Annotated in this window: 21 protein-coding genes and 1 other RNA gene; 15 read left to right on the top strand and 7 right to left on the bottom strand. The window is 65.1% G+C overall.

Translation table 11 applies throughout. The features are described 5' to 3' along the window. Window positions 1-168: 168 nt before the first annotated feature. Window positions 169-3,888, top strand: a complete 3,720-nt coding sequence (locus J6525_RS08690) for an AsmA family protein (protein WP_225643643.1) — start codon at window positions 169-171, stop codon at window positions 3,886-3,888. 64 nt (window positions 3,889-3,952) lie between these two features. Here J6525_RS08690 and J6525_RS08685 read toward each other — a convergent pair whose 3' ends face one another. From J6525_RS08685 to ssrA, 6 genes are all read right to left on the bottom strand, one after another. Next, on the bottom strand, window positions 3,953-4,306 hold the full coding sequence (locus J6525_RS08685; protein ID WP_076824248.1) for a VOC family protein: 354 nt from the start codon (window positions 4,304-4,306) through the stop codon (window positions 3,953-3,955). A 55-nt stretch (window positions 4,307-4,361) separates the two neighbouring features. Further along, entirely contained in the window at window positions 4,362-4,637 is a 276-nt protein-coding gene (locus J6525_RS08680; protein WP_024580116.1) for a ribbon-helix-helix domain-containing protein, read from the bottom strand. Beyond that, window positions 4,634-4,822 carry a DUF4169 family protein gene (locus tag J6525_RS08675; protein WP_016841076.1) on the bottom strand — a complete coding sequence of 63 codons (189 nt, stop codon included), beginning with the start codon at window positions 4,820-4,822 and terminating at the stop codon, window positions 4,634-4,636. Before J6525_RS08675 ends, J6525_RS08680 begins: the two co-directional genes overlap by 4 nt. 274 nt (window positions 4,823-5,096) lie before the next feature. After that, entirely contained in the window at window positions 5,097-6,515 is a 1,419-nt protein-coding gene (gene fumC / locus J6525_RS08670; protein ID WP_225643641.1) for a class II fumarate hydratase, read from the bottom strand. Between the two features lie 167 nt (window positions 6,516-6,682). Further along, window positions 6,683-7,192: an SspB family protein gene (locus J6525_RS08665; protein ID WP_092088616.1), complete on the bottom strand. Its 510-nt coding sequence runs from the start codon at window positions 7,190-7,192 to the stop codon at window positions 6,683-6,685. Between the two features lie 149 nt (window positions 7,193-7,341). Beyond that, window positions 7,342-7,697: a transfer-messenger RNA gene (gene ssrA, locus J6525_RS08660) on the bottom strand. A gap of 89 nt (window positions 7,698-7,786) precedes the next feature. On the opposite strand from ssrA, the gene J6525_RS08655 reads away from it, so the two are divergent. The 12 genes from J6525_RS08655 to J6525_RS08600 all read left to right on the top strand — a co-directional run bounded on the left by J6525_RS08655 (window position 7,787) and on the right by J6525_RS08600 (window position 18,437). After that, complete coding sequence (locus J6525_RS08655) at window positions 7,787-8,398, top strand: chromate transporter (RefSeq protein ID WP_225643638.1); 612 nt, start codon at window positions 7,787-7,789, stop codon at window positions 8,396-8,398. Further along, entirely contained in the window at window positions 8,395-8,928 is a 534-nt protein-coding gene (locus tag J6525_RS08650) for a chromate transporter (protein ID WP_092088612.1), read from the top strand. Before J6525_RS08655 ends, J6525_RS08650 begins: the two co-directional genes overlap by 4 nt. Window positions 8,929-9,021: 93 nt before the next feature. Then, entirely contained in the window at window positions 9,022-9,522 is a 501-nt protein-coding gene (locus J6525_RS08645) for a tripartite tricarboxylate transporter TctB family protein (RefSeq protein ID WP_225643630.1), read from the top strand. A gap of 7 nt (window positions 9,523-9,529) precedes the next feature. Continuing rightward, a complete protein-coding gene (locus J6525_RS08640; RefSeq protein WP_225643628.1) occupies window positions 9,530-11,044 on the top strand; it encodes a tripartite tricarboxylate transporter permease in 1,515 nt (504 codons plus the stop codon). Window positions 11,045-11,228: 184 nt separating this feature from the next. Continuing rightward, window positions 11,229-12,209, top strand: a complete 981-nt coding sequence (locus J6525_RS08635) for a tripartite tricarboxylate transporter substrate binding protein BugD (RefSeq protein ID WP_092089948.1) — start codon at window positions 11,229-11,231, stop codon at window positions 12,207-12,209. 174 nt (window positions 12,210-12,383) lie between these two features. Continuing rightward, window positions 12,384-13,178, top strand: coding sequence for a thymidylate synthase (locus J6525_RS08630; protein ID WP_028332488.1), 795 nt, complete (start codon window positions 12,384-12,386; stop codon window positions 13,176-13,178). A 20-nt stretch (window positions 13,179-13,198) separates the two neighbouring features. Then, the gene (locus tag J6525_RS08625) at window positions 13,199-13,684 is read left to right on the top strand and encodes a GNAT family N-acetyltransferase (protein WP_225643626.1); all 486 of its coding nucleotides are present in this window, start codon (window positions 13,199-13,201) and stop codon (window positions 13,682-13,684) included. After that, a complete protein-coding gene (locus J6525_RS08620) occupies window positions 13,684-14,196 on the top strand; it encodes a dihydrofolate reductase (RefSeq protein WP_225643624.1) in 513 nt (170 codons plus the stop codon). Before J6525_RS08625 ends, J6525_RS08620 begins: the two co-directional genes overlap by 1 nt. Window positions 14,197-14,340: 144 nt before the next feature. Continuing rightward, window positions 14,341-15,480, top strand: a complete 1,140-nt coding sequence (gene hflK / locus J6525_RS08615) for an FtsH protease activity modulator HflK (protein WP_028342342.1) — start codon at window positions 14,341-14,343, stop codon at window positions 15,478-15,480. Then, window positions 15,477-16,376, top strand: coding sequence for a protease modulator HflC (hflC, locus tag J6525_RS08610; protein WP_016841064.1), 900 nt, complete (start codon window positions 15,477-15,479; stop codon window positions 16,374-16,376). Before hflK ends, hflC begins: the two co-directional genes overlap by 4 nt. Window positions 16,377-16,470: 94 nt before the next feature. After that, complete coding sequence (locus J6525_RS08605) at window positions 16,471-16,671, top strand: DUF2065 domain-containing protein (protein WP_028332483.1); 201 nt, start codon at window positions 16,471-16,473, stop codon at window positions 16,669-16,671. A 269-nt stretch (window positions 16,672-16,940) separates the two neighbouring features. Further along, window positions 16,941-18,437, top strand: coding sequence for a Do family serine endopeptidase (locus J6525_RS08600; protein ID WP_225643622.1), 1,497 nt, complete (start codon window positions 16,941-16,943; stop codon window positions 18,435-18,437). A 97-nt stretch (window positions 18,438-18,534) separates the two neighbouring features. Here J6525_RS08600 and serB read toward each other — a convergent pair whose 3' ends face one another. Further along, window positions 18,535-19,440: a phosphoserine phosphatase SerB gene (serB, locus tag J6525_RS08595; protein ID WP_225643620.1), complete on the bottom strand. Its 906-nt coding sequence runs from the start codon at window positions 19,438-19,440 to the stop codon at window positions 18,535-18,537. On the opposite strand from serB, the gene miaA reads away from it, so the two are divergent. Beyond that, on the top strand, window positions 19,439-20,368 hold the full coding sequence (gene miaA, locus J6525_RS08590) for a tRNA (adenosine(37)-N6)-dimethylallyltransferase MiaA (protein ID WP_225643835.1): 930 nt from the start codon (window positions 19,439-19,441) through the stop codon (window positions 20,366-20,368). The two genes, serB and miaA, sit on opposite strands and share 2 nt — an antisense overlap. Window positions 20,369-20,726: 358 nt before the next feature. Next, entirely contained in the window at window positions 20,727-22,502 is a 1,776-nt protein-coding gene (locus J6525_RS08585; RefSeq protein WP_168857166.1) for an acetolactate synthase 3 large subunit, read from the top strand. Window positions 22,503-22,616: the final 114 nt, after the last annotated feature.

Below are 22,616 nucleotides of genomic sequence, written 5' to 3'. Positions count from 1 at the left end.
CGGCACACGCACGCTTGAACGGGAAATCAACCATCTGTCCAGAGTCCCAGCAGTAAACCGGCTGTGACTTCGCCGTACTTGTCTCTATATTTGGGTTGCTCCGGCCAGAGGTTGGCAAAGGGTTCAGCATGAGGAGGCTGCCCCGGAGCTGGCTCAAAGGGAGACACCGTGCAGACGACGCTGCTCGGCCTGGCAATTGCCTTCATTCTTGCACTGGTCGCGGCGCTGGTCGGTCCATATTTCGTTGACTGGAACCAGTTCCGGCCGCAGTTCGAGGCGGAGGCGTCCAAGATCATCGGCGTGCCGATTCGCGTCGCCGGCAATCTCGACGCGCGGCTGCTGCCGGCACCCTCGCTGCGGTTGAAGACGGTCACCGTCGGCGGCGCCAACGACCTCGGCAAGGTCCGGGCCGCCAATCTCGACGTGGAGTTCAGTCTGAGTTCGCTGATGCGCGGCGAGTGGCGTGCGAACGAGCTCACCATCAACGGCGCGTCGCTCGATCTCGGGCTCGACCCGAAAGGGCGGATCGACTGGTCGCCGTCGAGCGGGAGCTTCAACCTCGCTTCGCTGGCGATCGACCGGCTCAACCTGACCGGCCGCATCGCGCTGCATGATGCCGCGAGCCGCAGCACGCTCGAGCTGAACGACATTGCCTTCAGCGGCGACGTCCGCTCGCTTGCCGGCGCGATCCGCGGTGACGGCAACTTCATGTTCGACGGCAACCGCTACCCGTTTCGGGTCTCCTCGGGGCAAAGCGCCGATGGCAGCGGCACCCGCCTGCACTTCAGCGTCGATCCCGGGCAGCGGCCGGTGTCGGCCGATCTCGAAGGCATCCTGACCTTCGAGGCCCGCGCGCCGCGGTTCGAGGGCACGCTGACGCTGGCGGGTGCGCCCGGTCAGCGCGGCGGCGATGCGCCGCCATGGCGGATCGCGGCCAAGGTGAAATCGGACTATTCGGCGGCGCGGCTCGACCAGATCGACGTGAGCTATGGCGCCGAGGACCGTGCGCTGAAGCTCGCCGGCAATGGCGATCTGCGTTTCGGTGCGTCGCCGCTGCTGCGCGCCACGCTTACGGCGCGGCAGCTCGACGGCGACAAGTTCGCCGCCAAGGATAGCGCCAAGGACGGCAACAACGGCAATGTCGAGCCGGTCCGCGTGCTGCCGGCCATGCGTGCGGTGTTGTCGGGTCTTCCGCAAAGCCCGATACCGGCGCAGTTGGAGCTGGCGTCCGAGCAGATCATGCTCGGCGGCCGTCCGTTGCAGGACATCTCGGCGGAACTGCGATCGGATGCGAAATCCTGGACGGTGCGCCGGTTGGAATTTCGCGCGCCGGGATCCACGCGTGTCTCGATGAGCGGTGCCAGCGCGCAAGCTGGAACAGCGAACAGCTTCAAGACCGCGCTCAACATCGAATCGTCCGATCCCGACGCGCTGATGACCTGGCTGCAGGGGCGCGGCGACGCCACCTATCGCAGCCAGAGGCCGCTGCGTTTGCGCGGCGACGTCATGGTGTCGCCATCAGGCTTCTCGATCGACGCGATGAAGGCGGAGATTGAGGGCGGCACGCTCGAGGGCCGCGTCGCGGTTACGCACCGCGAGGCGACCAGCGGCTCGAAGGTCGAGGCGCAGTTGAAGGCGGAGCGGCTCGATCTCGACGCGACCGCGGCATTGATCCGCTCGCTGGCCGGTCCGCAAGGCGAATGGCCCGACGAGGCGCAGCTGTCGCTCGACGTCGGGCGCGCGGTCTCTTCCGGGCAGGAATTGCGGCCGCTGCTGGCGAAGATAGCCTATAGCCCGAAGAATATCGTGCTCGAGCGCGTCAAGATCGGCCAGCCCGACAACGTCACGCTGGACGGCAATGGCAATTTCGACCGCGCCAATTCGACCGGCAAGCTCGCGGTCGACGCGACCGCCGCGTCGCTTGGCCGGCTGACCGCTGTGGTTCAGCCGTTCGCGCCGGCTCTGGCCGCGCGGCTTGGCGTGCTCCGCGCGGATGCCGGCCCGGTTCGCGCCAGGCTCGCGCTCGACCTCGGCAAGGGCAAGGCGGCCGATCGCGTCAGCGCGCGCGCGACGCTCGATCTCGATACGCCGCAGCTCAAAGGCAACACGGTGATCTCGGCGACGCCGCAGGTGGCTGCAATCCGTGCGCTGGATTTCGATGCACTTCGCCGCAACGAGGTTGCAGCGGAGACGAAATTCTCGGCAGGCGATGGCAATGCTTTGCTGGCGCTGCTTGGGCTTGACCATGCGGTCGCAGCCGGTGCCGGCTCGACGCAATTCGAGGGCACGGCGATCGGCGCGTGGGGCGCGCCGTTGCGGCTGAAGGCAAGGCTCTGGGGCGCAGGGCTCGACGTGGATGCCGAAGGGACCGCGGAGCCTTGGACCAAGGACGGGGCCAACGCGGGCAAATCGAGCATCAGCCTCCGCGTCCGCAGCGCCGACATCAGTCCGCTGCTCAATCTGAAGCCAGCCGATCCGGTCGCAAACATCCGCCTGTCGTCGAAGCTGACGCTCGCGGGCGACAAGCTGACCTTCGACGATCTCGACAGCATCATCGCCGGTTCACGGCTGCGCGGTCATCTGGCGCTGACACTCGCCGATCAGAAAAGCGTCGACGGCGAAGTCGGTCTCGATCAGATCACGCTGGCGCCGATTTTCGCGGCCGCGATCGGCGCGGCCGGTCACGATGCGACGGAGCCGCTCGGCCAGGGCCTCACAAGCGCCTGGCGCGGCAAGGTCACGTTCGAAGCGCTGCATGGCCTGCTGCCGGGTGGCGCCGAGCTGCAGCCGGTCAGCGGCACCATCAGGTCGGATGGGCAGTCGCTGACCTTCGACGGCATCAAGGGCAAGATCGGCGGCGGCGAGGCGACCGCCACCATCGATGCGCGACAGGGCGCCAACGGACTTGCGCTCAGCGCCAATGTGCGGCTGTCCGGCATCGACAGTTCAGCCTTGCGCTACCGCAGTCTCGCGATGCCCAAGGGACGCGCCTCGATGCAGATGACGCTGTTGACGCAGGGCCGCAGTGCCTCGGCGTTGACCGGCGCGCTGTCCGGCAGCGGCACCGTGACGCTGGAGGGGCTGAGCCTTCCGGGCCTCGATCCGCGCGCCTTCGAGGTTGCGATCCGCGCCAGCGATTCCGGGCAGGCGACCGACGACACGCGGCTGCGGCAGATCGTCGAACCGGTGCTCGCGAGCGGCGCGCTGTCGATTGCTTCGGCGCAAATCCCCTTCAACATCCGCGACGGCCGCCTCCGGGTCGGCGCCACCACGCTCGCGGCGAACGGTGCCAATGCGACCGTATCCGGCGGCTACGACATTCCGGCCGACCAGGCCGACATCCGCGCCGCCCTGGCATCGACGCAGGTCGGCACGGCCAACAGCCGACCGGAAATCCAGTTGCTTGCCGTGGGCACGCCCGACGGATTATCGCGCAGTATCGACATTGCGGCGCTGTCGTCGTGGCTTGCGGTGCGCGCGATCGATCGGGAGACCAAGCGGCTTGACGCCATCGAGCGCGGCGAACCGGTGCCGCCGCCGACCCAAACGGCCCTTCCGCATCCGGCCGAGCCGGCGCCGGATGCATCCAACCCGAATTCGGCAGGAGTGCCTTCCGCCAACTCGCCGGGGCCTGGCCCTGACCCGCGCCGCGTGCCGGCAAAGCCGAAGATCGTTGCGCCGCGGCCGCCGACTGTCCCGCCGGTCGCCACCGCACCCGCCATTGCGCCGCCCGCGTCGCTTGCGAGCCAGCCGCAGCTGGCGCCGCTGCCGCCGCCGATCGAGGTCAAGCCGGCGCCCGGCGCGGCCAGGCCGAAGCCGCTGCGGCCGCCGCTGTCGCTGACGCCGCAGGTCGCCAATCCACCGCAGCGGCCGGCGGTGCAGAACTAGACGCGCTTTCAAGCGAAGTGGGCACCGGTTCGCGTCAAGAAAGCGCGTCAAACGAAGCGCTGGCTCATGATCGGTGCTGGAGAATATTGATCAGCTTGCCGAAGGGATCGCGGACGAAGAAGCGCCGCACGCCCCACGGCTCGTCCGCCGGTCCGTATTCGATCGCGATGCAGGCTGCCTTCATTCGGCGCAGGGCCTCGTCGAGATCGTCAACCTCAATGGAGAGATCAGGCACCGGCGTGCCGGAGCCACCTTCGGAAGCGAAGCTGATTTGAGCCTGCATGGTTTCGGATGAGCCGTAAGTCGCAACCCAACCGAAATCCATCAGTGGCTCGAGGCCAAGCACGTCGCGATAGAACGACTTCGCTGCCGCTGTGTCCGGTGCGGCAACGTTCGCGACGATCCGATTGACCTTCATGCTGAGCCCGCGCAGCGGAACGACCGTCTACTGGTGGCGACGGTCGGAGAGGCGGTCAGGCCTGCTGACGCGTGTCAACCTGTTGCGGCCTGACATCCGTGGGCACCGCCGGCGTGGCGCGCGAGCGGAAGTAGTCGAGCACGAACAGCCGGATCGCGGAGGACAAATTGCCCTGCTGACGGTTGTTGTCGATCTCGCCGACCAACTCCGACAGCGTCATGTTCCGCAGACCGGAAATCTCCTTCATGCCATTCCAGAAGGCTTCTTCGAGGCTGACGCTGGTCTTGTGTCCGGCGACGACGATCGAGCGCTTGACGACGGGAGACTTCATGATGCGTCTCCATTTTCGATGCGGTGCTGATCGAGCACACGCGCGTTGCGCTCGCCGAGGAATTCGTCACGCGCTCGTTCGGATTTGGTGCGACCGAATAGCGCACGATTGGCTTCGGCCTGCTTCGCTGCTTGTTCGCGCTCACCGCGCTTCTTGAATCGTTTCAAGTTGACCACGTCGCCCATGCTCGTCGTCCTCATCGTCCCCAGAGCGGAATTGGTGATGCATCGTGACGAAAGCAAGAGCAACTGCGCTACGCGCCCGGCTCGATATCCATCCCGAATCCCCGTTTGATGCTCTGATAGCATCAAAGAATCCGTTTCGCTCTGCGAAAACTAGACGTCTGTACCATGCGCCAGCGCAGAGCTCATAGGTAACGCGCCTTAGTCTTTAGGCGTTATGATCCATAATTATATCACGCGCGCTGACCGTAATTATCCGGACAATGCGCGCTTCGCTTTAGCCCGGGTGTGTCATTTTGTCCGGCTGCACGACGCGATCAAATTCATCCGCGGAAACAAATCCGAGCCGCAAAGCCTCTTCCTTCAGCGTCGTTCCGCGCGCATGCGCCGACTTGGCGACCTTGGCCGCGTTGTCGTAACCGATCTTCGGTGCGAGTGCGGTGACCAGCATCAGCGAGCGCTGCATCAGTTCGTTGATGCGCTTTTCGTCGGCGCGTATTCCGACAACGCAATGCTCGGTAAATGAGCGGACAACGTCAGACAGCAACTGAATGGAATTTATCATACAGTATGCCAACACGGGCTTGTACACGTTCAACTCGAAATGGCCCTGGCTGCCGGCGACGGTGATCGTGGTCTGATTGCCGAACACCTGGCAGCAGACCATGGTCATGGCTTCGCACTGGGTCGGATTGACCTTGCCCGGCATGATCGACGAGCCCGGCTCGTTCTCGGGCAGGATCAACTCGCCGAGGCCCGAGCGCGGGCCCGAGCCGAGCAAGCGGATATCGTTGGCGATCTTGAACAGGCCGGTCGCCACCGAGTTGATCGCGCCGTGCACCAGCACATAGGCGTCGTTGGAAGCCAGCGCCTCGAACTTGTTGGCCGCGCTGGTGAACGGCAGCTTGGTGATCTTGGCGACGTGGCGCGCGAAGGTTTTCGCAAATCGCGGCTTCGAGTTGAGGCCGGTGCCGACGGCAGTGCCGCCCTGCGCGAGCGGAAACAGATCTTTCACCGCGACGCGCAGCCGCGCGATGCCGCTCTCGACCTGCGCGGCGTAGCCGGAGAATTCCTGGCCGAGCGTCAGCGGCGTCGCATCCTGGGTGTGGGTGCGCCCGATCTTGACGATCTTGGCAAACGCCTTCTCCTTCTTGCGCAACGCGCGAAGCAGTTCGGTGAGTGCTGGAATCAGATCGGCGACGATGCGGCTCGCTGCGGCGATATGCATCGCGGTCGGAAACGAGTCGTTCGACGACTGACTCATGTTGACGTGATCGTTCGGATGAATCGGCTTCTTGGCGCCAAGCTCGCCGCCGAGCTTCTGGTTGGCGCGGTTGGCGATCACCTCGTTCACGTTCATGTTGCTCTGTGTGCCCGAACCGGTCTGCCAGACCACCAGCGGGAAATTGTCGTCGAGCTTGCCTTCGATCACTTCCTTGGCTGCGCGGATGATGGCGCCGGCGCGGCGCGCATCGAGCTGGCCGAGCTCGCGATTGGTCTCCGCGGCCGCAAGCTTCACGATGCCGAGTGCATGGACGATCGCGATCGGCATGCGGTCGTGGCCGATCTTGAAATTCTGCCGCGAGCGTTCGGTCTGCGCGCCCCAATAGCGGTCGGCGGGAACGTCGATCGGACCGAAGCTGTCGGTCTCGCTGCGGGTCTTTGCCTTGGAGGGGATCGTCGATCGAGCCATCATGCTTTCCGTGGATGCTTGCCGTTGCGTCATCAAAACGTGGCCCCGCGCGGCAACGCGACAGCGTCCGCGTGAAGGGCACGTTCATGCAGAAGGTAGGCCGGGATGACGATTTGTCATCCCGATCCCGGCAAGCATCCTACAAGGGCGAGGCGTGATCTACGCTTAGATTATTTCTTGCGGAAGCGGTCCAGCCGCACGACCTCGGCGCCTTCGCTGGGCTTGGCGGGCTCCTGCTCGGTCTCGGCGCTCTCGGTCTCGGCCGCAGGGGCGGGCAGGGGAGAGGCCGGTGCGGTGGCGGGAGGGGCTTCTTCGGACAGTGCGTCCGAGACATCGAAGCGCAAATCGAACGGCGCGGACGGATCGAGGAAGCGCGTCACCGCGGCGAACGGCACGGTCAGCCGCTCGGGAATCCCGCCGAACGACAGGCCGACCTCGAAGCGATCCTCGGTCACCACCAGATCCCAGAACTGGTGCTGCAGTATGATGGTCATCTCCTCCGGATACTGCGCGAGCAGCCGGGGCGACAGCTTCACGCCGTCGCCGTGCGACAGGAAGGTGATGTAGAAATGATGCTCGCCCGGCAGGCCATGTTCGGCGGCGTCGGACAACACCCGGCGCAGCACCCCGCGCAGCGCATCGCGCGCCAGCACGTCATATCGGATGTGATCGGTCGCCATGGTGATCCTGTCGCTTCGAAAATGTGCGCCTGGGCGGCGCCGGACCCGTCCGACTCGCCCTTTCGCCATGCTACCCCGCCGGGAGCCGGAAATCAGCAGGGCTGGCAGCTGAAATGCGCGCGGACGCCCGATTGGGAAACAAGGGATGAAGTGGAGGCTTCTGTTGCCAGGTGCCTCCGAACCCCGCCTAGCGGAGCTTAACCCGCTAGGACTTTAAGATGGTCTTTCAAACTGCGTTACGCAGCCTGAGCAACCGGAGCAAAGTTGTCGTTGGCAACTATTGCATTGGCCCGATGTCGGCGGAACCATACCGAGAAAAAACACGCCCTTTACGCCCTCGTCGATCCTATTTCGCCCCCGCCGAAAGCCACCGCGACGGATGGGTTTTGGTGGAGGCGCCGGGTACCGCCCCCGGGTCCGAATGGTTTATTGCGACGGTCATTTATTTCCATAGCCGGCGAACCGGCACCCCCAATATAGCGGCAAAGTCTTAGAAAAACAGAGCCGATTCAGGTCCTTTCGGCTGTGAAAACCCGCCGATTTGGGGCTGGCCAAGGTCTTGGCGCTGTCCCGGCGGCGTTCTAGGTTTCGTCCATGCCCCCGGAATCTCCGCCGGTTGCCGCCCCGGCGCCGGATGCCCCCGTACCATCGCCGCCCCACCAGCCCGGCCTGCTCGAGCTGTTCCTGGCCTTTGCCAAGATGTCGCTGGCCGGCTTTGGCGGGGTTCTGGTCTGGGCCCGGCGCGCGATCGTCGAGCAACACCGCTGGATGACCGCGGAGGAGTTCAACGAGACCTTCGCGCTGTGCCATTTCCTGCCAGGTCCGAACATCGTCAACCTGTCGGTCGTATTCGGCTCGCGCTTTCGCGGCATAGCCGGCGGGCTCGCCGCCTTCGCCGGGCTGGTCGGGCCGCCGATGGTGATCGCGACCATCCTTGCCGCGCTCTATGCCCGTTACGGCGACGTCGACGTACTGCGCCGGACGCTCGCCGGCGTCGCCTGCGCCGCGGTCGGGCTGCTGTTCGCCGTCGTCTTCAAGATGATGATGCCGCTCCTGAAGCGGCGCGATGTCACGGGCCTCGTCATTCTGGCTGCTGTTTTCGTCGCGATCGGACTGATCCGCTGGCCGCTCCAGATCGTGCTGCTGGTGGCGATCCCGCTCAGCATTGCGACGACGGTCCTGGCGCGCCGCATGGTGCGGGCATGAGCTCGGAGTCCAACCCGATCGCGGCGCTGGTCTGGACCTTCGGCCTGATGTCGCTGTTTGCGGTCGGCGGCGCCAATTCGGCGATTCCCGAAATGCACCGTGCCGCCGTCGACGTGCATCACTGGCTGACCGACAAGCAGTTCGCCGACGTATTCGCGATCTCGCAGCTCGCGCCGGGGCCGAACGTGCTGATCGTGACCTTGATAGGCTATTCTGTCGCAGGCGTCGCCGGGGCGTTGGCCGCGACGGTGGCGATGTGCGGACCGACCGCGCTGCTTGCCTATTATGTGAGCCGTTTCCTCGATCGCTCGCGCGAGGCGCGCTGGCCGGCGATGATCCAGGCGGCACTGGTTCCGCTGTCGATCGGTCTGATGGCGGCCTCCGGCCTGATCGTGGCGCAGACCTCAGACCAAAGTTGGATCGCGGTCCTGATCACCATTGTCGCGGCCGCGCTTGCTTTTGCGACGCGGATTAACCCTTTGTGGATGTTGCTGGCCGGAGGCCTCTTGGGTTTCGCTGGCGTTATCTGACGAAAATCGCTAGCAAGGCTTTCGGTCAACGCACCACAAACCAAGCCATTCAATCAAAACGGGCGGGACAGCCCTGACGGGGGAAGCGAAGTCATGAGCGATACGCCGAGCGAGGCGCCGGTCAAATCGATCTTGCCGAAATGGGTGCGCGGTCCGCAGGATTTTGTCGGCGGGCTCGCCATGATGGCGGTTGCGCTGTTTGCCTTGTGGGCCTCGAGCGATTTGCAGGGCATGCACGGATTTTCGTTCGGCGCCGGAACCGCGCCGCGCATGTTCGCCGTGCTGCTGCTGTTGCTCGGCGGTGGTGTCGCGCTGATGGGAGTTCTGCAGAATGGCCCGCATATCGCGGCCTATTCCTGGCGCGGCCCGTTGTTCGTATCCGCCGCAATCGTGTTCTTCGCATTGGCGATCCGGCCACTCGGGCTTGTGGTCTCCGCCTTTGCCGCCTTCATGATCGCGGCGATGGGCTCGCAGGAGACGAGGTTGGTCGAGGCCATCATTGTCGGCGCCTGTCTGACCCTCGGCTGCGCGCTGCTTTTCCCCTATGTGCTGGGACTTCCGATGCCGATGTTCCCGCGTTTCCTGATCCAGTGAGGGCGTGATGGAACTGTTCGCCAATCTCGCCCACGGTTTCGCGGTCGCATTCTCGCCGATCAACCTTCTGATGTGCCTGATCGGCGCACTGGTCGGCACGCTGGTCGGCGTGCTGCCGGGCATCGGCACCATCGCCACAGTGGCCATGCTGCTGCCGATCACCTTCGGCCTGCCGCCGGTCGGTGCGCTGATCATGCTCGCCGGCATCTATTACGGCGCGCAATATGGCGGCTCGACCACCTCGATCCTGGTCAATATTCCGGGCGAGGCGACCTCCGTGGTCACCGCGCTCGACGGCCACCAGATGGCCAAGCAGGGCCGCGCCGGCCCGGCTCTGGCGATCGCCGCGATCGGCTCGTTCTTCGCCGGCTGCGTCGCGACCGTGCTGATCGCCGTGCTCGGCGCGCCGCTGACCAAGCTCGCGCTGGCGTTCGGCCCGGCTGAGTATTTCTCGCTGATGGTGCTCGGCCTGATCTTTGCGGTGGTGCTCGCCAAGGGCTCGGTGCTGAAGGCGATCGCGATGATCGTGTTCGGCCTGTTGCTGTCGATGGTCGGCTCCGACATCGAGACCGGCGCCTCGCGCATGGCCTTCAACATCCCCGAGCTCGCCGACGGTCTTGGCTTTGCCACCGTGGCGATGGGCGTGTTCGGCTTCGCGGAGATCATTCGCAACCTCGACCACGGCGCCGAGATGAACCGCAACCTGGTGCAGCAGAAGATCACCGGCCTGATGCCGACCAGGAAGGACATCGCGGATTCCACGCCGGCAATCCTGCGCGGCACCGTGCTTGGCTCGATCCTCGGCATCCTGCCGGGCGGCGGCGCCGTGATCGCCTCGTTCGCGGCCTATACGCTGGAGAAGAAGCTGGCGAAGGATCCGAAGCGGTTCGGCCGCGGCGCGATCGAGGGCGTGGCGGCGCCGGAAAGCGCCAACAACGCCGCGGCGCAGACCTCGTTCATCCCGCTGCTCACGCTCGGCATCCCGCCGAACGCGGTGATGGCGCTGATGGTCGGCGCGATGACCATCCACGGCATCGTGCCGGGTCCGCAGGTGATGCAGAAACAGCCCGATCTGGTCTGGGGCATGATCGCCTCGATGTGGATCGGCAATCTGATGCTGATCATCATCAACCTGCCGTTGGTGGGCATCTGGGTCCGTCTGCTGCGCGTGCCGTACCGGCTGATGTTCCCCTCGATCGTGGTGTTCTGCGCGATCGGCATCTACTCGGTGAACAACGCGCCGGTCGACGTCGTGCTCGCCGGCGTGTTCGGCCTCGTCGGCTATTGGCTGATCAAGCACGATTTCGAGCCGGCACCGCTGCTGCTCGGCATGGTGCTGGGCCCGCTGATGGAGGAGAACCTGCGTCGCGCGCTGTTGATCTCGCGCGGCGACTGGAGCGTGTTCGTCTCGCGGCCGCTGTCGGCGGCGCTGCTGGCGATCGCGGCCGGTCTCCTGGTGCTTGCCGTGCTGCCGACCTTGCGGGCCAAGCGCGACGAAGTGTTCGTGGAGTCCGAGGGCTAGAGCATGATCCGGAAAAGTGTGAAGCGGTTTTCCGGATAGATCATGCTCAAACAGGGAGCGCCGGCCCTGCGTCGGCGCGCCGCAGGCGGAAGTCGAATCGACACTCAATGTCGTCCCGTGAAATGAAAATGCCGGCCGATTTGGCCGGCATTTTTATTGGTCAAACGTTCCGGGAGGAATTGAGATGATGTCCATTCGCTCGCTTGCGGGCGCGTGCCTTTCGGCATTTGTCGCGCTCGGCGCATTCGCCATGCCGGCGTCTGCGCAAAATTATCCGACCCGCACCATCACCATGATCGTGCCGTTCGCAGCCGGCGGCCCGACCGACGTCATCTCGCGCATCGTCACCGCGCACATGGCGCAGACGCTGGGACAGAGCATCGTGATCGAGAACGTGGTCGGCGCCGGCGGCACCACCGCGACGACGCGCGCCGCACGCGCCGCCAATGACGGCTATACGTTGATTACAGGGCATATGGGCACGCACGCCGCCTCTGTGCCGCTCTATCCGAAGCTTGCCTATCACCCGGAAAAGGATTTCGAGCCCGTCGCGCTGCTCGCCGGCACGCCGATCCTGATCCTTGCCCGCAAGGACTTTCCGCCGAAGGACCTCAAGGAATTCGTCGCCTACGTGAAGGCCAATGCCGAGAAGGTCAACGCCGCGCATGCCGGCATCGGCTCGGTCTCGCACGCCTCCTGCGAGCTCCTGAACTCGATCCTCGGCGTCAAGCCGGTCGGCGTGCCCTTCAACGGCACCGGCCCGGCCATGAATGCGCTGGTCGCCGGCCAGGTCGACTACATGTGCGACCAGATCGTCAACGCCGTGCCGCAGATCAACGCCGGCACCATCAAGGCCTATGCGGTCGCCACACCCGAGCGCAACCCGTCGCTGCCCAATGTGCCGACCACGACGGAAGCCGGCTTGCCGGCATTCCAGGCCCAGGCCTGGAACGCGATTTTCGCGCCGAAGGGAACTTCGCCCGCCATCATCGCCACGTTGAATGCCGCGGCCATCAAGGCGCTTGACGATGAGAATGTCCGCAAGCGCCTGCTCGACCTCGGCAGCGTGATCCCGGCGCCCGCCAACCGCACGCCGGAGGCGCTCGCGACCCTCGTCAAGAACGAGATCGCGAAATGGACGCCGGTGCTCAAGCCGGCAACTTAATCCAGTACAATCAAGTGGATAGGAAAGGGGCGGGACGCGAGTTCCGCCCCTTGTCGTTTGGCGCGGAGTGCTCACTTTTCAGGGTATAATCGGCGCGTTCAGCCGAATCAGCGTGCCGACCGGCGGCCTTGGCCGCTAGATTGGCCGTTCTCTCGAAAGCCCGAAACAGACGCCATGAACCAGTATCACGACCTGCTCGAACGCATCCTCGCCGACGGTGCCGAGAAGCACGACCGCACCGGCACCGGGACGCTGTCGATCTTCGGTCATCAGATGCGCTTCAACCTCGCGGCCGGCTTCCCGATGCTGACCACCAAGCGGCTGCCGCTGAAGGCGATCGTGCACGAGCTGCTCTGGTTCCTCGCCGGCGACACCAACATCAAATATCTCAACGACAATGGCGTCACGATCTGGGACGAATGGGCCGACGCCAACGGCGACCTCGGTCCGGTGTACGGCTCGCAATGGCGGTCGTGGCCCGCGCCGGATGGCCGCAGCATCGACCAGATCGCTGGCGTGGTCGAGATGATCAAGCGCAATCCGGATTCGCGGCGGCTGATCGTCAGCGCCTGGAATCCGGCCGAGGTCGACAAGATGGCGCTGCCGCCGTGCCATTGCCTGTTCCAGTTCTATGTCGCGAACGGCAAATTGTCCTGTCAGCTCTATCAGCGCTCGGGCGACGTCTTCCTCGGCGTGCCCTTCAACATCGCCTCCTATGCGCTGCTCACCATGATGGTCGCGCAGGTGACCGGGCTCAAGCCCGGCGATTTCGTGCACTCGCTCGGCGACGCGCACCTCTACTCGAACCATCTCGAGCAGGCGCGCCTGCAACTGACGCGGCCGACGCGGCCGCTGCCGACGATGGCGATCAATCCGGACGTGAAGGATATCTTCGCGTTCCGCTACGAGGACTTCAAACTCGAAGGTTACGACCCGCATCCGCACATCAAGGCCGAGGTCGCGGTATGAGTTGCGGTCCGAGGGATTGAATGTCGCTGACGATCCGCCGCGCGCGGCCCGATGAGGCCGGACTGGTGTTCTCGCTGGTCCGCGAACTCGCCGAATACGAAAAGCTTCTGCATGAGGTTCACGCCAGGGAGGCCGATATCGCCGAGGCGCTGTTCGGCGCCAACCCACGGCTCTATTGCGACATCGCGGAATGGAACGGCGAGCCTGCCGGCTTCGCGGTCTGGTTCGTCAACTTCTCGACCTTCGCCGGCCGTCACGGCATCTATCTCGAAGACCTCTTCGTGCGTCCGGCGCTGCGCGGCAAGGGCATCGGCAAGGCGCTGCTCGTGCATCTGGCGAAGCAATGCCTCGCCAATGGCTGGTCGCGCCTGCAATGGGCGGTGCTCGACTGGAACGCGCCGTCGATCGCGTTCTACAAGTCGCTCGGCGCCGAGATGATGGACGAATGGACGATTTGCCGCGTCTCCGGCGAGGCGCTGTCGGCTCTCGCGGAAGGGGCGCGCTGATGGAGATCGTGCTCGTCGTTGCGGTCGCCGAGAACGGCGTGATCGGGAGCGACAACGCCATTCCGTGGCGGCTGAAATCCGACCAGCAGCGTTTCAAGGCGATTACGTTGAACAAGCCCGTCGTGATGGGGCGCAAGACCTTCGAATCCCTGCGCAGGCCGCTGCCGGGCCGCACCAATATCGTGGTGACGCGCGATCCCAACTACCGCGCGCGCGGCGCCATCGTCACGACGTCGTTTGAAAACGCCCGCGCCATTGCGCTTGGCGACGCGCTGCGGCGTTTCGCCACTGAGATTGCCGTCATCGGTGGCGCGGAAATCTACGCGCAATGGATGGGCACCGCCGATCGCCTTGAGATCACCGAGGTCCATGCCCGGCCGGACGGCGAGACGCGGTTCGACAAAATCGATGCGCAGCTGTGGGACGAGGTGGCGCGCGTGCGAAATCCGGCAGGCCCGGACGACAGTGCCGACTTCTCATATGTGACATATCGTCGGCGCGGCCCGGGTTAACCAATGTTTGCATTGACAATTATGCCCCGGCGCATAGCTCGTCCGGCCAGGAAGCTTGCGTTGTAAGGGCCCTAGCGGTCCCCTATAACCGGGCCGGACATTCGAGGCCGGGCGTCCCGTCCGGACTTGCCGAGGAGATGTTTGATGCCGTGGAAAAATCAAGGCGGGGGGCCCTGGGGCTCGGGTCCGAAAGGGCCATGGGGCACCGGTCCGCAGTCAGCCGGGCCAAGGCCGCCGGATCTTGAGGATCTGCTGCGGCGCGGCCAGGACCGCCTGCAGCAGTGGCTGCCCGGCGGGCATTTCAGCGGCATGGGCGTCGCGCTGGTGCTGGTCGCCGCGCTGGCGATCTGGTTCGCGACCGGCATCTTCCGCGTGCAGTCCGAAGAGCTCGGCGTCGTGCTGCGCTTCGGCAAATATGTCCGCGATGCGCAGCCGGGCCTGCGCTATCACCTGCCATATCCGATTGAGACAGTGCTGCTGCCGAAAGCGCTGCGCGTCAACACGATCTCGATCGGCATGACCCTGATCGACGATCCCGCTCGCCGCGGCCGCACCATGCGCGACGTGCCGGAAGAGAGCCTGATGCTGACCGGCGACGAGAACATCGTCGACGTCGACTTCACGGTGCTGTGGCGCATCAAGCCGGGTGGGGCCGGCGCCTATCTGTTCAACATCCAGAATCCCGAAGGCACCGTGAAGGCGGTTGCCGAAAGCGCGATGCGTGAGGTGATCGGCCGCTCGCAGATCCAGCCGATCCTGACCGGGGCGCGCAACGTCACCGAGCAGAGCGTCCAGGAGCTGATGCAGAGGACGCTCGATACCTACAACGCGGGCATCCAGATCACGCAGGTGCAGATGCAGAAGGTCGATCCGCCGGCGCAGGTGATCGACGCATTCCGCGACGTGCAGGCGGCGCGCGCCGACCTCGAGCGCAAGCAGAACGAGGCACAGACCTACGCCAACCGGATTGTGCCGGAAGCGCGCGGTCGTTCCGCGCAGATCCTGCAGGCCGCCGAAGGCTACAAGGAACAGGCGGTCGCCGACGCCAAGGGCCAGAGCGCACGCTTCCTGAAAGTCTATGAAGAGTACAAGAAGGCACCCGACGTGACGCGCGAGCGCATCTATCTGGAGACCATGGAAAAAGTGCTCGGCGGCTCCGAGAAGCTGGTTTACGACGGTGGCCCGGGCCAGAACATCGTGCCCTACCTTCCGCTCGGCGAACTGACGCCGCGGCGTCCGGCGGCACCGGCCACGACCGGCCAGCAGCAGGGAGCCACCCGATGAGGTCTCCCGTCACCGGCATTGTGTCCCTGATCATCCTCTTCATTGTGCTCGCCGTCGGCTACAGCTCGGTGTTCACCGTGCAGCAGACCGAGCAGACCATCGTCTTGCGGTTCGGCGAGCCGGTCGACATCGTCACCGAGCCCGGTCTGCACTTCAAGGCGCCGTGGAATTCGGTGATCAACGTCGACAAGCGCATCCTCGATCTGGAAAACCCGTCGCAGGAGGTGATCGCCTCCGACCAGAAGCGGCTCGTGGTCGACGCCTTCGCGCGCTATCGCATCAAGAATGCGTTGCGCTACTACACCAGCGTCGGCTCGATCCAGGCCGCCAATCTGCAGCTGACCACGCTGCTGAACGCGGCGCTGCGCCGCGTGCTCGGCGAGGTCAACTTCATCACCGTGGTGCGTGACGATCGCGAGAAGCTGATGCAGCGGATTCGCGAGCAGCTCGACAGGGAAGCGGACGGCTACGGCATCGAGGTCGTCGACGTCCGCATCCGCCGTGCCGACCTGCCGGAGCAGAACAGCCAGGCCGTCTACAACCGGATGAAGACCGAACGTGAGCGCGAGGCGGCCGAGTTCCGTGCCCAGGGCGACCAGAAGGCGCAGGAAATCCGCTCGAAGGCCGACCGCGAAGCGACCGTGATCGTCGCCGAGGCGAACTCGGCCGCGGACCAGACCCGCGGTGCGGGTGACGCCGAGCGCAACCGCTTGTTCGCCGAAGCCTATGGCAAGGACAAGGACTTCTTCGCGTTCTATCGCTCGATGACGGCCTATGAGAACGGCCTGCGTTCCAGCGACACGCGTTTCCTGTTGCGGCCGGACTCGGAATTCTTCAGATACTTCGGCGGTGCAAGCGGCAAGTTGCCTGAGGCGGCCGCCGCGCCGAAACAGTAACGTCACGACTTGAACATCAGGACTTGGCGGCGATGCGGATGACGCTTCGCCGCCGACCAAAAACAACAAGCATCGAGCGGGAGGCTGCCATCCGATGAAGTCCATAGCGTTCGGCGACTTCCTCATCGGGTTGGGAATCCTGTTCGTGCTCGAAGGCATTCTGTTCGCGGCAAGCCCCGCCTGGATGCGCCGGGCGATGAAGAGCGCGCTGGCGACACCCGACAACATCCTGCGCATCGTCGGTATCGGCTCGGCGGTCGCCGGGCTTGTCCTGATCTGGGTGGTGCGAAGATAGTCGCCGCTCCGGAGCATGCGAAGCATGACCGCCAATGCGCGATTGCGCATCGGGGAACCTCGAGATTCCCCAAGGTGCGCAATTGCGTCCCCGGGGTTCAGCCTTGTCGGGCTGCCCCGGAATGACAAGCAAGACTGAACATAATCGTGAGCCTCTCGCAGCCGGTTTTTCGCCGAAATGTCCGGCTGAGATGCTTGCGCCGTATGCCCGTTCGGGCGCACTCTGTAACTAGCGCATTTGAACCCGTTTGCCTCTGGAGAAACTCCGACATGACCGCTGCCAGACCAGCCCTGAGCCGCCGCTTCCGCATGATGGGAGCCGCGATCTCGATCGGTGCTGCGAGCATGCTGAGCTCCGTGCCGGCGTTCGCACGCGGTCCTGAAGGCATCGCCGACATCGCCGAGAAGGTGATCGACGCCGTCGTCAACATCTCGACGTCGCAGACCGTCGAGGCCAAGGACCGGACGATGCCGCAGCTGCCGCCGGGTTCGCCGTTCGAGGAATTCTTCGACGACTTCTTCAAGAACCGCCGCGGGCCGCCTGGCAAGGGCGGCGACAAGAGCGGTGAGTTCCAGCCGCGCAAGACCAACTCGCTCGGCTCGGGCTTCATCGTCGACACCGCGGGCATCGTCGTCACCAACAACCACGTCATCGCCGACGCCGACGAGATCAACGTCATCCTCAACGACGGCACCAAGATCAAGGCCGAGCTGGTCGGCGTCGACAAGAAAACCGACCTCGCGGTCCTGAAATTCAAGCCGCCGAAGCCGCTCACCGCGGTCAAGTTCGGCGACAGCGACAAGATCCGGCTCGGCGACTGGGTGGTCGCGATCGGCAACCCGTTCAGCCTCGGCGGCACGGTGACCGCGGGCATCGTCTCGGCCAAGAACCGCGACATCAGCCAGGGCCCGTATGACAGCTACATCCAGACCGACGCCGCCATCAACCGCGGCAATTCCGGCGGTCCGCTGTTCAACCTCGATGGCGAGGTGATCGGCGTCAACACGCTGATCATCTCGCCGACCGGCGGTTCGATCGGCCTCGGCTTCGCCGTGCCGTCGAAGACCGTGGCCGGCGTCGTCGACCAGCTGCAGAAATTCGGCGAGCTGCGCCGCGGCTGGCTCGGCGTGCGCATCCAGCAGGTCACCGACGAGATCGCCGACAGCCTCAACATCAAGCCGGCGCGCGGCGCGCTGGTTGCCGGTGTCGACGACAAGGGGCCGGCCAAGCCGGCGGGCATCGAGCCCGGCGACGTCGTCGTCAAGTTCGACGGCAAGGACGTCAAGGACCCCAAGGATCTGTCGCGCATCGTTGCCGACACCGCGGTCGGCAAGGAAGTCGACGTCGTCGTCATCCGCAAGGGCAATGAGGAGACCCGCAAGGTCACGCTCGGCCGGCTCGAGGACAACGAGAAGGTTCAGCAGGTCAACGCCAAGTCGAAGGACGACACCGCCGAGAAGCCGGTGACCCAGAAGGCGCTCGGTCTCGACCTCGCGGCGCTGAGCAAGGACCTGCGCACCAAGTACAAGATCAAGGACAGCGTGAAGGGCGTCGTCGTCACGGGCGTCGACGGCAATTCCGATGCCGCCGAGAAGCGGCTGTCGGCGGGCGATGTCATCGTCGAAGTGGCACAGGAGGCGGTGTCGAACGCCGCCGACATCAAGAAGCGCGTCGATCAGCTCAAGAAGGACGGCAAGAAGTCGGTGCTGCTGCTGGTCTCGAACGGCGACGGCGAACTGCGCTTCGTCGCGCTAGGCGTGCAGTAACATTCACATACGTCATTCCGGGGCGGTCCGCAGGACCGAACCCGGAATCTCGAGATTCCGGGTTCGATGCTTCGCATCGCCCCGGAATGACGGTTTGCTACCCCGCCACGAACTCATCCCACCGGTAGCCCTGCGCGTACAGCAGCGCGGTGAGATCGCCGTGGTCGATCCGGACCGCGGCCGCGGCCGCGACCGCCGGCTTGGCGTGATAGGCTACACCTAGGCCCGCAGCCTGGATCATGCCGAGATCGTTGGCGCCGTCACCCACCACCAGGGTGTCGATCTCGTCGAGATCGAAGGATTCGGTGAGCTCGATAAGGGTGGCGAGCTTGGTGGCGCGGCCGAGGATCGGCTCGACCACCTCACCGGTCAGCTTGCCGTCCGCGACCTGCAGCTGGTTGGCGCGGTTCTCCTGAAAGCCGACCTTCGCCGCGACCACCTTGGTGAACAAGGTGAAGCCGCCTGAGATCAGGCAGGTATAGGCGCCGTGCGCGCGCATGGTCATGACCAGTTCGCGGCCGCCCGGCGTCAGCGTGATGCGCTTGTCGAGCACCTCGTCGACCACGCTGACCGGCATTCCCTTGAGCAGCGCCACCCGCTCGCGCAGCGCGGACTCGAACTCGATCTCGCCGCGCATCGCACGCTCGGTGATCGCAGCGACATGGGCCTTGAGCCCGGCGAAGTCGGCGAGCTCGTCGATGCACTCCTGGCCGATCATGGTGGAATCCATGTCGGCCAGAAAAAGCTTCTTGCGCCGGGCGATCCGAGGCTGCACGACAATGTCGATCGGCAGGTCGCCGCGGGCCTGGCGAAGGCGTTCCTCGATTGTCTTGATACCGTCCCTGCTGCTGTCCTCGCCTTCGAACGGAATGTCGGCGGCGACTTCGTTGAACAACCACTGCGCCGGGCCGGGTGAGGGCAGCACGGCCCGCGCACCGTCGACGATGGTGGAGTCGAGCGCGGGGCTTGCAGGATTGCAGATCAGCGTGGCAACGAGGGACATGCAGGCGCATTCGGGATTGTTGAACAAGGCAGTGCTTATCGCAGGGCCGACCGCCAGCGGCAAGTCGGCGCTGGCGCTCGAACTCGCGCAGCGGACCGGCGGGGTCGTGATCAACACCGACTCCATGCAGGTCTATCGTGACCTCCGGACCATCACCGCGCGGCCGACCGCAGGCGAAGAGGCGCTGGTTCCGCACCGGCTCTATGGCCATGTCGACGCCGGCGTGAATTTCTCCGCCGGCGCCTGGGTGACCGATGCGGCGAAGGTGCTTAGTGAGGCTCGTGAGCAGGGACGGCTGCCGATCTTCATCGGTGGCTCCGGCCTCTATTTCAAGGCACTGACGCGCGGCTTGTCGGCGGTGCCGCCGATCCCGGCTGACGTGCGCGACGGCGTGCGCGCACGGCTCGAGCAGCTCGGCGTCGAGGCGCTGCATGCCGAGCTTGCAGCGCGCGATCCGGTGTCGGCCGAGCGCCTGAAGCCGCGCGACCGCACCCGCATCGCACGCGCGCTCGAGGTGGTCGAGGCCACCGGCCGCCCGCTGCCGGACTGGCATCGCGAGGGCCTGCCGCCACTGCTGCCGCCGGGCGATTTTCATGCGCTGTTTCTCGCGCCGGAGCGCGAGACGCTCTATGCACGGATCGATGCCCGGTTCGGTGTCATGCTCGATACCGGCGCGCTCGAGGAGGTCGCGGCGCTGGCGGCGCGTGGGCTCGATCCGCTGCTGCCGGCGATGAAGGCCCATGGGGTGCCGGCGCTGATCCGGCACCTCAAGGGCGAGATCAGCCGCGAGGAGGCCGCCGAGATCGGCCGGGCCGACACCCGCCATTATGCGAAGCGCCAGTTCACCTGGTTTCGCCATCAGCTCCCGGAATTCGAATGGGTGGTGCCGGAAGCTGGCGGGGAATGGCTGGAGAGCCGGGTCCGGTAGCCCGGGCCAGCTTCCCGCACGCCCGTCAGCCATGCGCGTTCGCCTGCGCAAAAACACTCGCCGAACGAGCGGAACCCCGGTAGAGTACGGAAATCGCGAAAATGCTTGCCTTGCCTTGACATTCAGGCTTTGGCCGCTATGTTCGCGCAACCTTTGGGAAGACTGGGTCGTCTCGTGCGCAACATTATTACCAAACTGCTTATCGCCGTCGTACCCAGGCACACCGCCGGGGATGGCTAGCGGCCATCCAAATTCGGGCGGTGTGCATGGGGCCTCTAGGGCCCCTTTTTATTGCCCGAAGCCGAACTGACGAGAACTGACAAAAGCCGCGCAAAAACAAGCGCATCCGGAGCGAACCATGACCGACAAGAGCCACGATCCCAATCAGATGACCGGCGCCGCGATGATCGTGCGCGCGCTCATCGATCACGGCGTGCAGCATGTCTTCGGCTATCCCGGCGGTGCGGTGCTTCCGATCTACGACGAGATCTTCCAGCAGAGCGAGGTCGAGCACATCCTGGTCCGTCACGAGCAGGGCGCCGGCCATGCCGCCGAAGGCTATGCGCGCTCGACCGGCAAGCCCGGCGTGGTGCTGGTGACGTCGGGCCCCGGCGCCACCAACATGGTGACGCCGCTGACCGACGCGCTGATGGATTCGATCCCGCTGGTCTGCATCACCGGCCAGGTGCCGACCCACCTGATCGGCAACGACGCCTTCCAGGAGTGCGATACGGTCGGCATCACGCGGCCCGCCACCAAGCACAATTGGCTGGTCCGCGATGTCAATGACCTCGCCAGGGTGCTGCACGAGGCCTTCTATGTCGCCACCACCGGCCGGCCCGGCCCGGTCGTGGTCGACGTGCCGAAGGACGTGCAGTTCGCGACCGGCACCTATCATCCGCCGCGCAAGTCGGACGTGCACATCTCCTACACGCCGCGCGTCAAGGGCGACGCGACCCAGATCCGCAAGGCGGTGGCGATGCTCGCCAATGCCAAACGTCCCGTGATCTATTCCGGCGGCGGCGTGATCAATTCGGGTCCTGAGGCCTCGAAACTGCTGCGCCAGTTGGTGGAGGCGACCGGCTTCCCAATCACCTCGACCCTGATGGGGCTGGGCGCCTATCCCGCTTCGGGCCCGAACTGGCTCGGCATGCTGGGCATGCACGGCACCTACGAAGCCAACATGACGATGCATGATTGCGACGTCATGCTGTGCGTCGGCGCGCGCTTCGACGACCGCATCACCGGCCGTACCGACGCCTTCTCGCCGGGCTCGAAGAAGATCCACATCGACATCGATCCGTCCTCGATCAACAAGAACATCCGCGTCGACGTGCCGATCATCGGCGACGCCGGCAACGTGCTCGGCGATTTGCTGCAGGTGTTCAAGGCGGAAGCCAAGAAGCCGGACATCAAGTCGTGGTGGCAGCAGATCGCGCAATGGCGCGCGCGGAACTCGCTGTCCTACCGCAAGAACAACGATATCATCCTGCCGCAATACGCGATCCAGCGCCTGTTCGAGCTGACCCGCGGCAAGGACACCTACATCACGACCGAGGTCGGTCAGCACCAGATGTGGGCCGCGCAGTTCTTCGGCTTCGAGGAGCCGCACCGCTGGATGACCTCGGGCGGTCTCGGCACCATGGGCTACGGCCTGCCGGCCGCGGTCGGCGTGCAGGTGGCGCATCCGGACAGCCTGGTGATCGACATCGCCGGCGACGCCTCGGTGCAGATGACGATCCAGGAGATGTCGACGGCGGTCCAGTTCGAGCTGCCGATCAAGATCTTCATTCTGAACAACCAGTACATGGGCATGGTGCGGCAATGGCAGCAGCTGCTGCACGGCAACCGCCTGTCGCATTCGTACTCCGAGGCGCTGCCGGACTTCGTCAAGCTCGCCGACGCCTATGGCTGCGTCGGCCTGCAGGCGACCAAGCCGTCCGATCTCGACGGCGCGATCAAGGAGATGATCTCGATCAAGCGCCCGGTGCTGTTCGATTGCCGCGTCGCCGCGCTGGAGAACTGCTTCCCGATGATCCCGTCGGGCAAGGCGCATAACGAGATGCTGCTGCCGGAAGAGGCGACCGATGAGGCCACCGCGAAGGCCTTCTCCGGTGGCAAGGCGCTGGTGTGATGATGGATCGGCGTGGAGCACTCTCTTTTCATCTCGCCCCGCTTGCGGGGAGAGGTCGGATTGCGCGCAAGCGCAATCCGGGTGAGGGGGAGTCTCCGCGAGTCCGTCTCTCAC

Origin of the sequence: Bradyrhizobium australafricanum, from assembly GCF_020329495.1 — a bacterium.
Classification (GTDB): domain Bacteria; phylum Pseudomonadota; class Alphaproteobacteria; order Rhizobiales; family Xanthobacteraceae; genus Bradyrhizobium; species Bradyrhizobium australafricanum.
The sequence above is the reverse complement of the archived record's forward strand: the minus strand, read 5'-3'. Positions and strand labels throughout refer to the sequence as shown.

Excerpts from the sequence above, each read along its gene's own strand:
- J6525_RS08685 (WP_076824248.1), bottom strand. The coding sequence starts at position 4,306 with ATGAAGGTCAATCGGATCGTCGCGAACGTTGCCGCACCGGACACAGCG.
- J6525_RS08680 (WP_024580116.1), bottom strand. The coding sequence starts at position 4,637 with ATGAAGTCTCCCGTCGTCAAGCGCTCGATCGTCGTCGCCGGACACAAG.
- J6525_RS08675 (WP_016841076.1), bottom strand. The coding sequence starts at position 4,822 with ATGGGCGACGTGGTCAACTTGAAACGATTCAAGAAGCGCGGTGAGCGC.
- fumC (WP_225643641.1), bottom strand. The coding sequence starts at position 6,515 with ATGATGGCTCGATCGACGATCCCCTCCAAGGCAAAGACCCGCAGCGAG.
- J6525_RS08665 (WP_092088616.1), bottom strand. The coding sequence starts at position 7,192 with ATGGCGACCGATCACATCCGATATGACGTGCTGGCGCGCGATGCGCTG.
- J6525_RS08655 (WP_225643638.1), top strand. The coding sequence starts at position 7,787 with ATGCCCCCGGAATCTCCGCCGGTTGCCGCCCCGGCGCCGGATGCCCCC.
- J6525_RS08650 (WP_092088612.1), top strand. The coding sequence starts at position 8,395 with ATGAGCTCGGAGTCCAACCCGATCGCGGCGCTGGTCTGGACCTTCGGC.
- J6525_RS08645 (WP_225643630.1), top strand. The coding sequence starts at position 9,022 with ATGAGCGATACGCCGAGCGAGGCGCCGGTCAAATCGATCTTGCCGAAA.
- J6525_RS08640 (WP_225643628.1), top strand. The coding sequence starts at position 9,530 with ATGGAACTGTTCGCCAATCTCGCCCACGGTTTCGCGGTCGCATTCTCG.
- J6525_RS08635 (WP_092089948.1), top strand. The coding sequence starts at position 11,229 with ATGATGTCCATTCGCTCGCTTGCGGGCGCGTGCCTTTCGGCATTTGTC.
- J6525_RS08630 (WP_028332488.1), top strand. The coding sequence starts at position 12,384 with ATGAACCAGTATCACGACCTGCTCGAACGCATCCTCGCCGACGGTGCC.
- J6525_RS08625 (WP_225643626.1), top strand. The coding sequence starts at position 13,199 with ATGTCGCTGACGATCCGCCGCGCGCGGCCCGATGAGGCCGGACTGGTG.
- J6525_RS08620 (WP_225643624.1), top strand. The coding sequence starts at position 13,684 with ATGGAGATCGTGCTCGTCGTTGCGGTCGCCGAGAACGGCGTGATCGGG.
- hflK (WP_028342342.1), top strand. The coding sequence starts at position 14,341 with ATGCCGTGGAAAAATCAAGGCGGGGGGCCCTGGGGCTCGGGTCCGAAA.
- hflC (WP_016841064.1), top strand. The coding sequence starts at position 15,477 with ATGAGGTCTCCCGTCACCGGCATTGTGTCCCTGATCATCCTCTTCATT.
- J6525_RS08605 (WP_028332483.1), top strand. The coding sequence starts at position 16,471 with ATGAAGTCCATAGCGTTCGGCGACTTCCTCATCGGGTTGGGAATCCTG.
- J6525_RS08600 (WP_225643622.1), top strand. The coding sequence starts at position 16,941 with ATGACCGCTGCCAGACCAGCCCTGAGCCGCCGCTTCCGCATGATGGGA.
- miaA (WP_225643835.1), top strand. The coding sequence starts at position 19,439 with ATGCAGGCGCATTCGGGATTGTTGAACAAGGCAGTGCTTATCGCAGGG.
- serB (WP_225643620.1), bottom strand. The coding sequence starts at position 19,440 with ATGTCCCTCGTTGCCACGCTGATCTGCAATCCTGCAAGCCCCGCGCTC.
- J6525_RS08585 (WP_168857166.1), top strand. The coding sequence starts at position 20,727 with ATGACCGACAAGAGCCACGATCCCAATCAGATGACCGGCGCCGCGATG.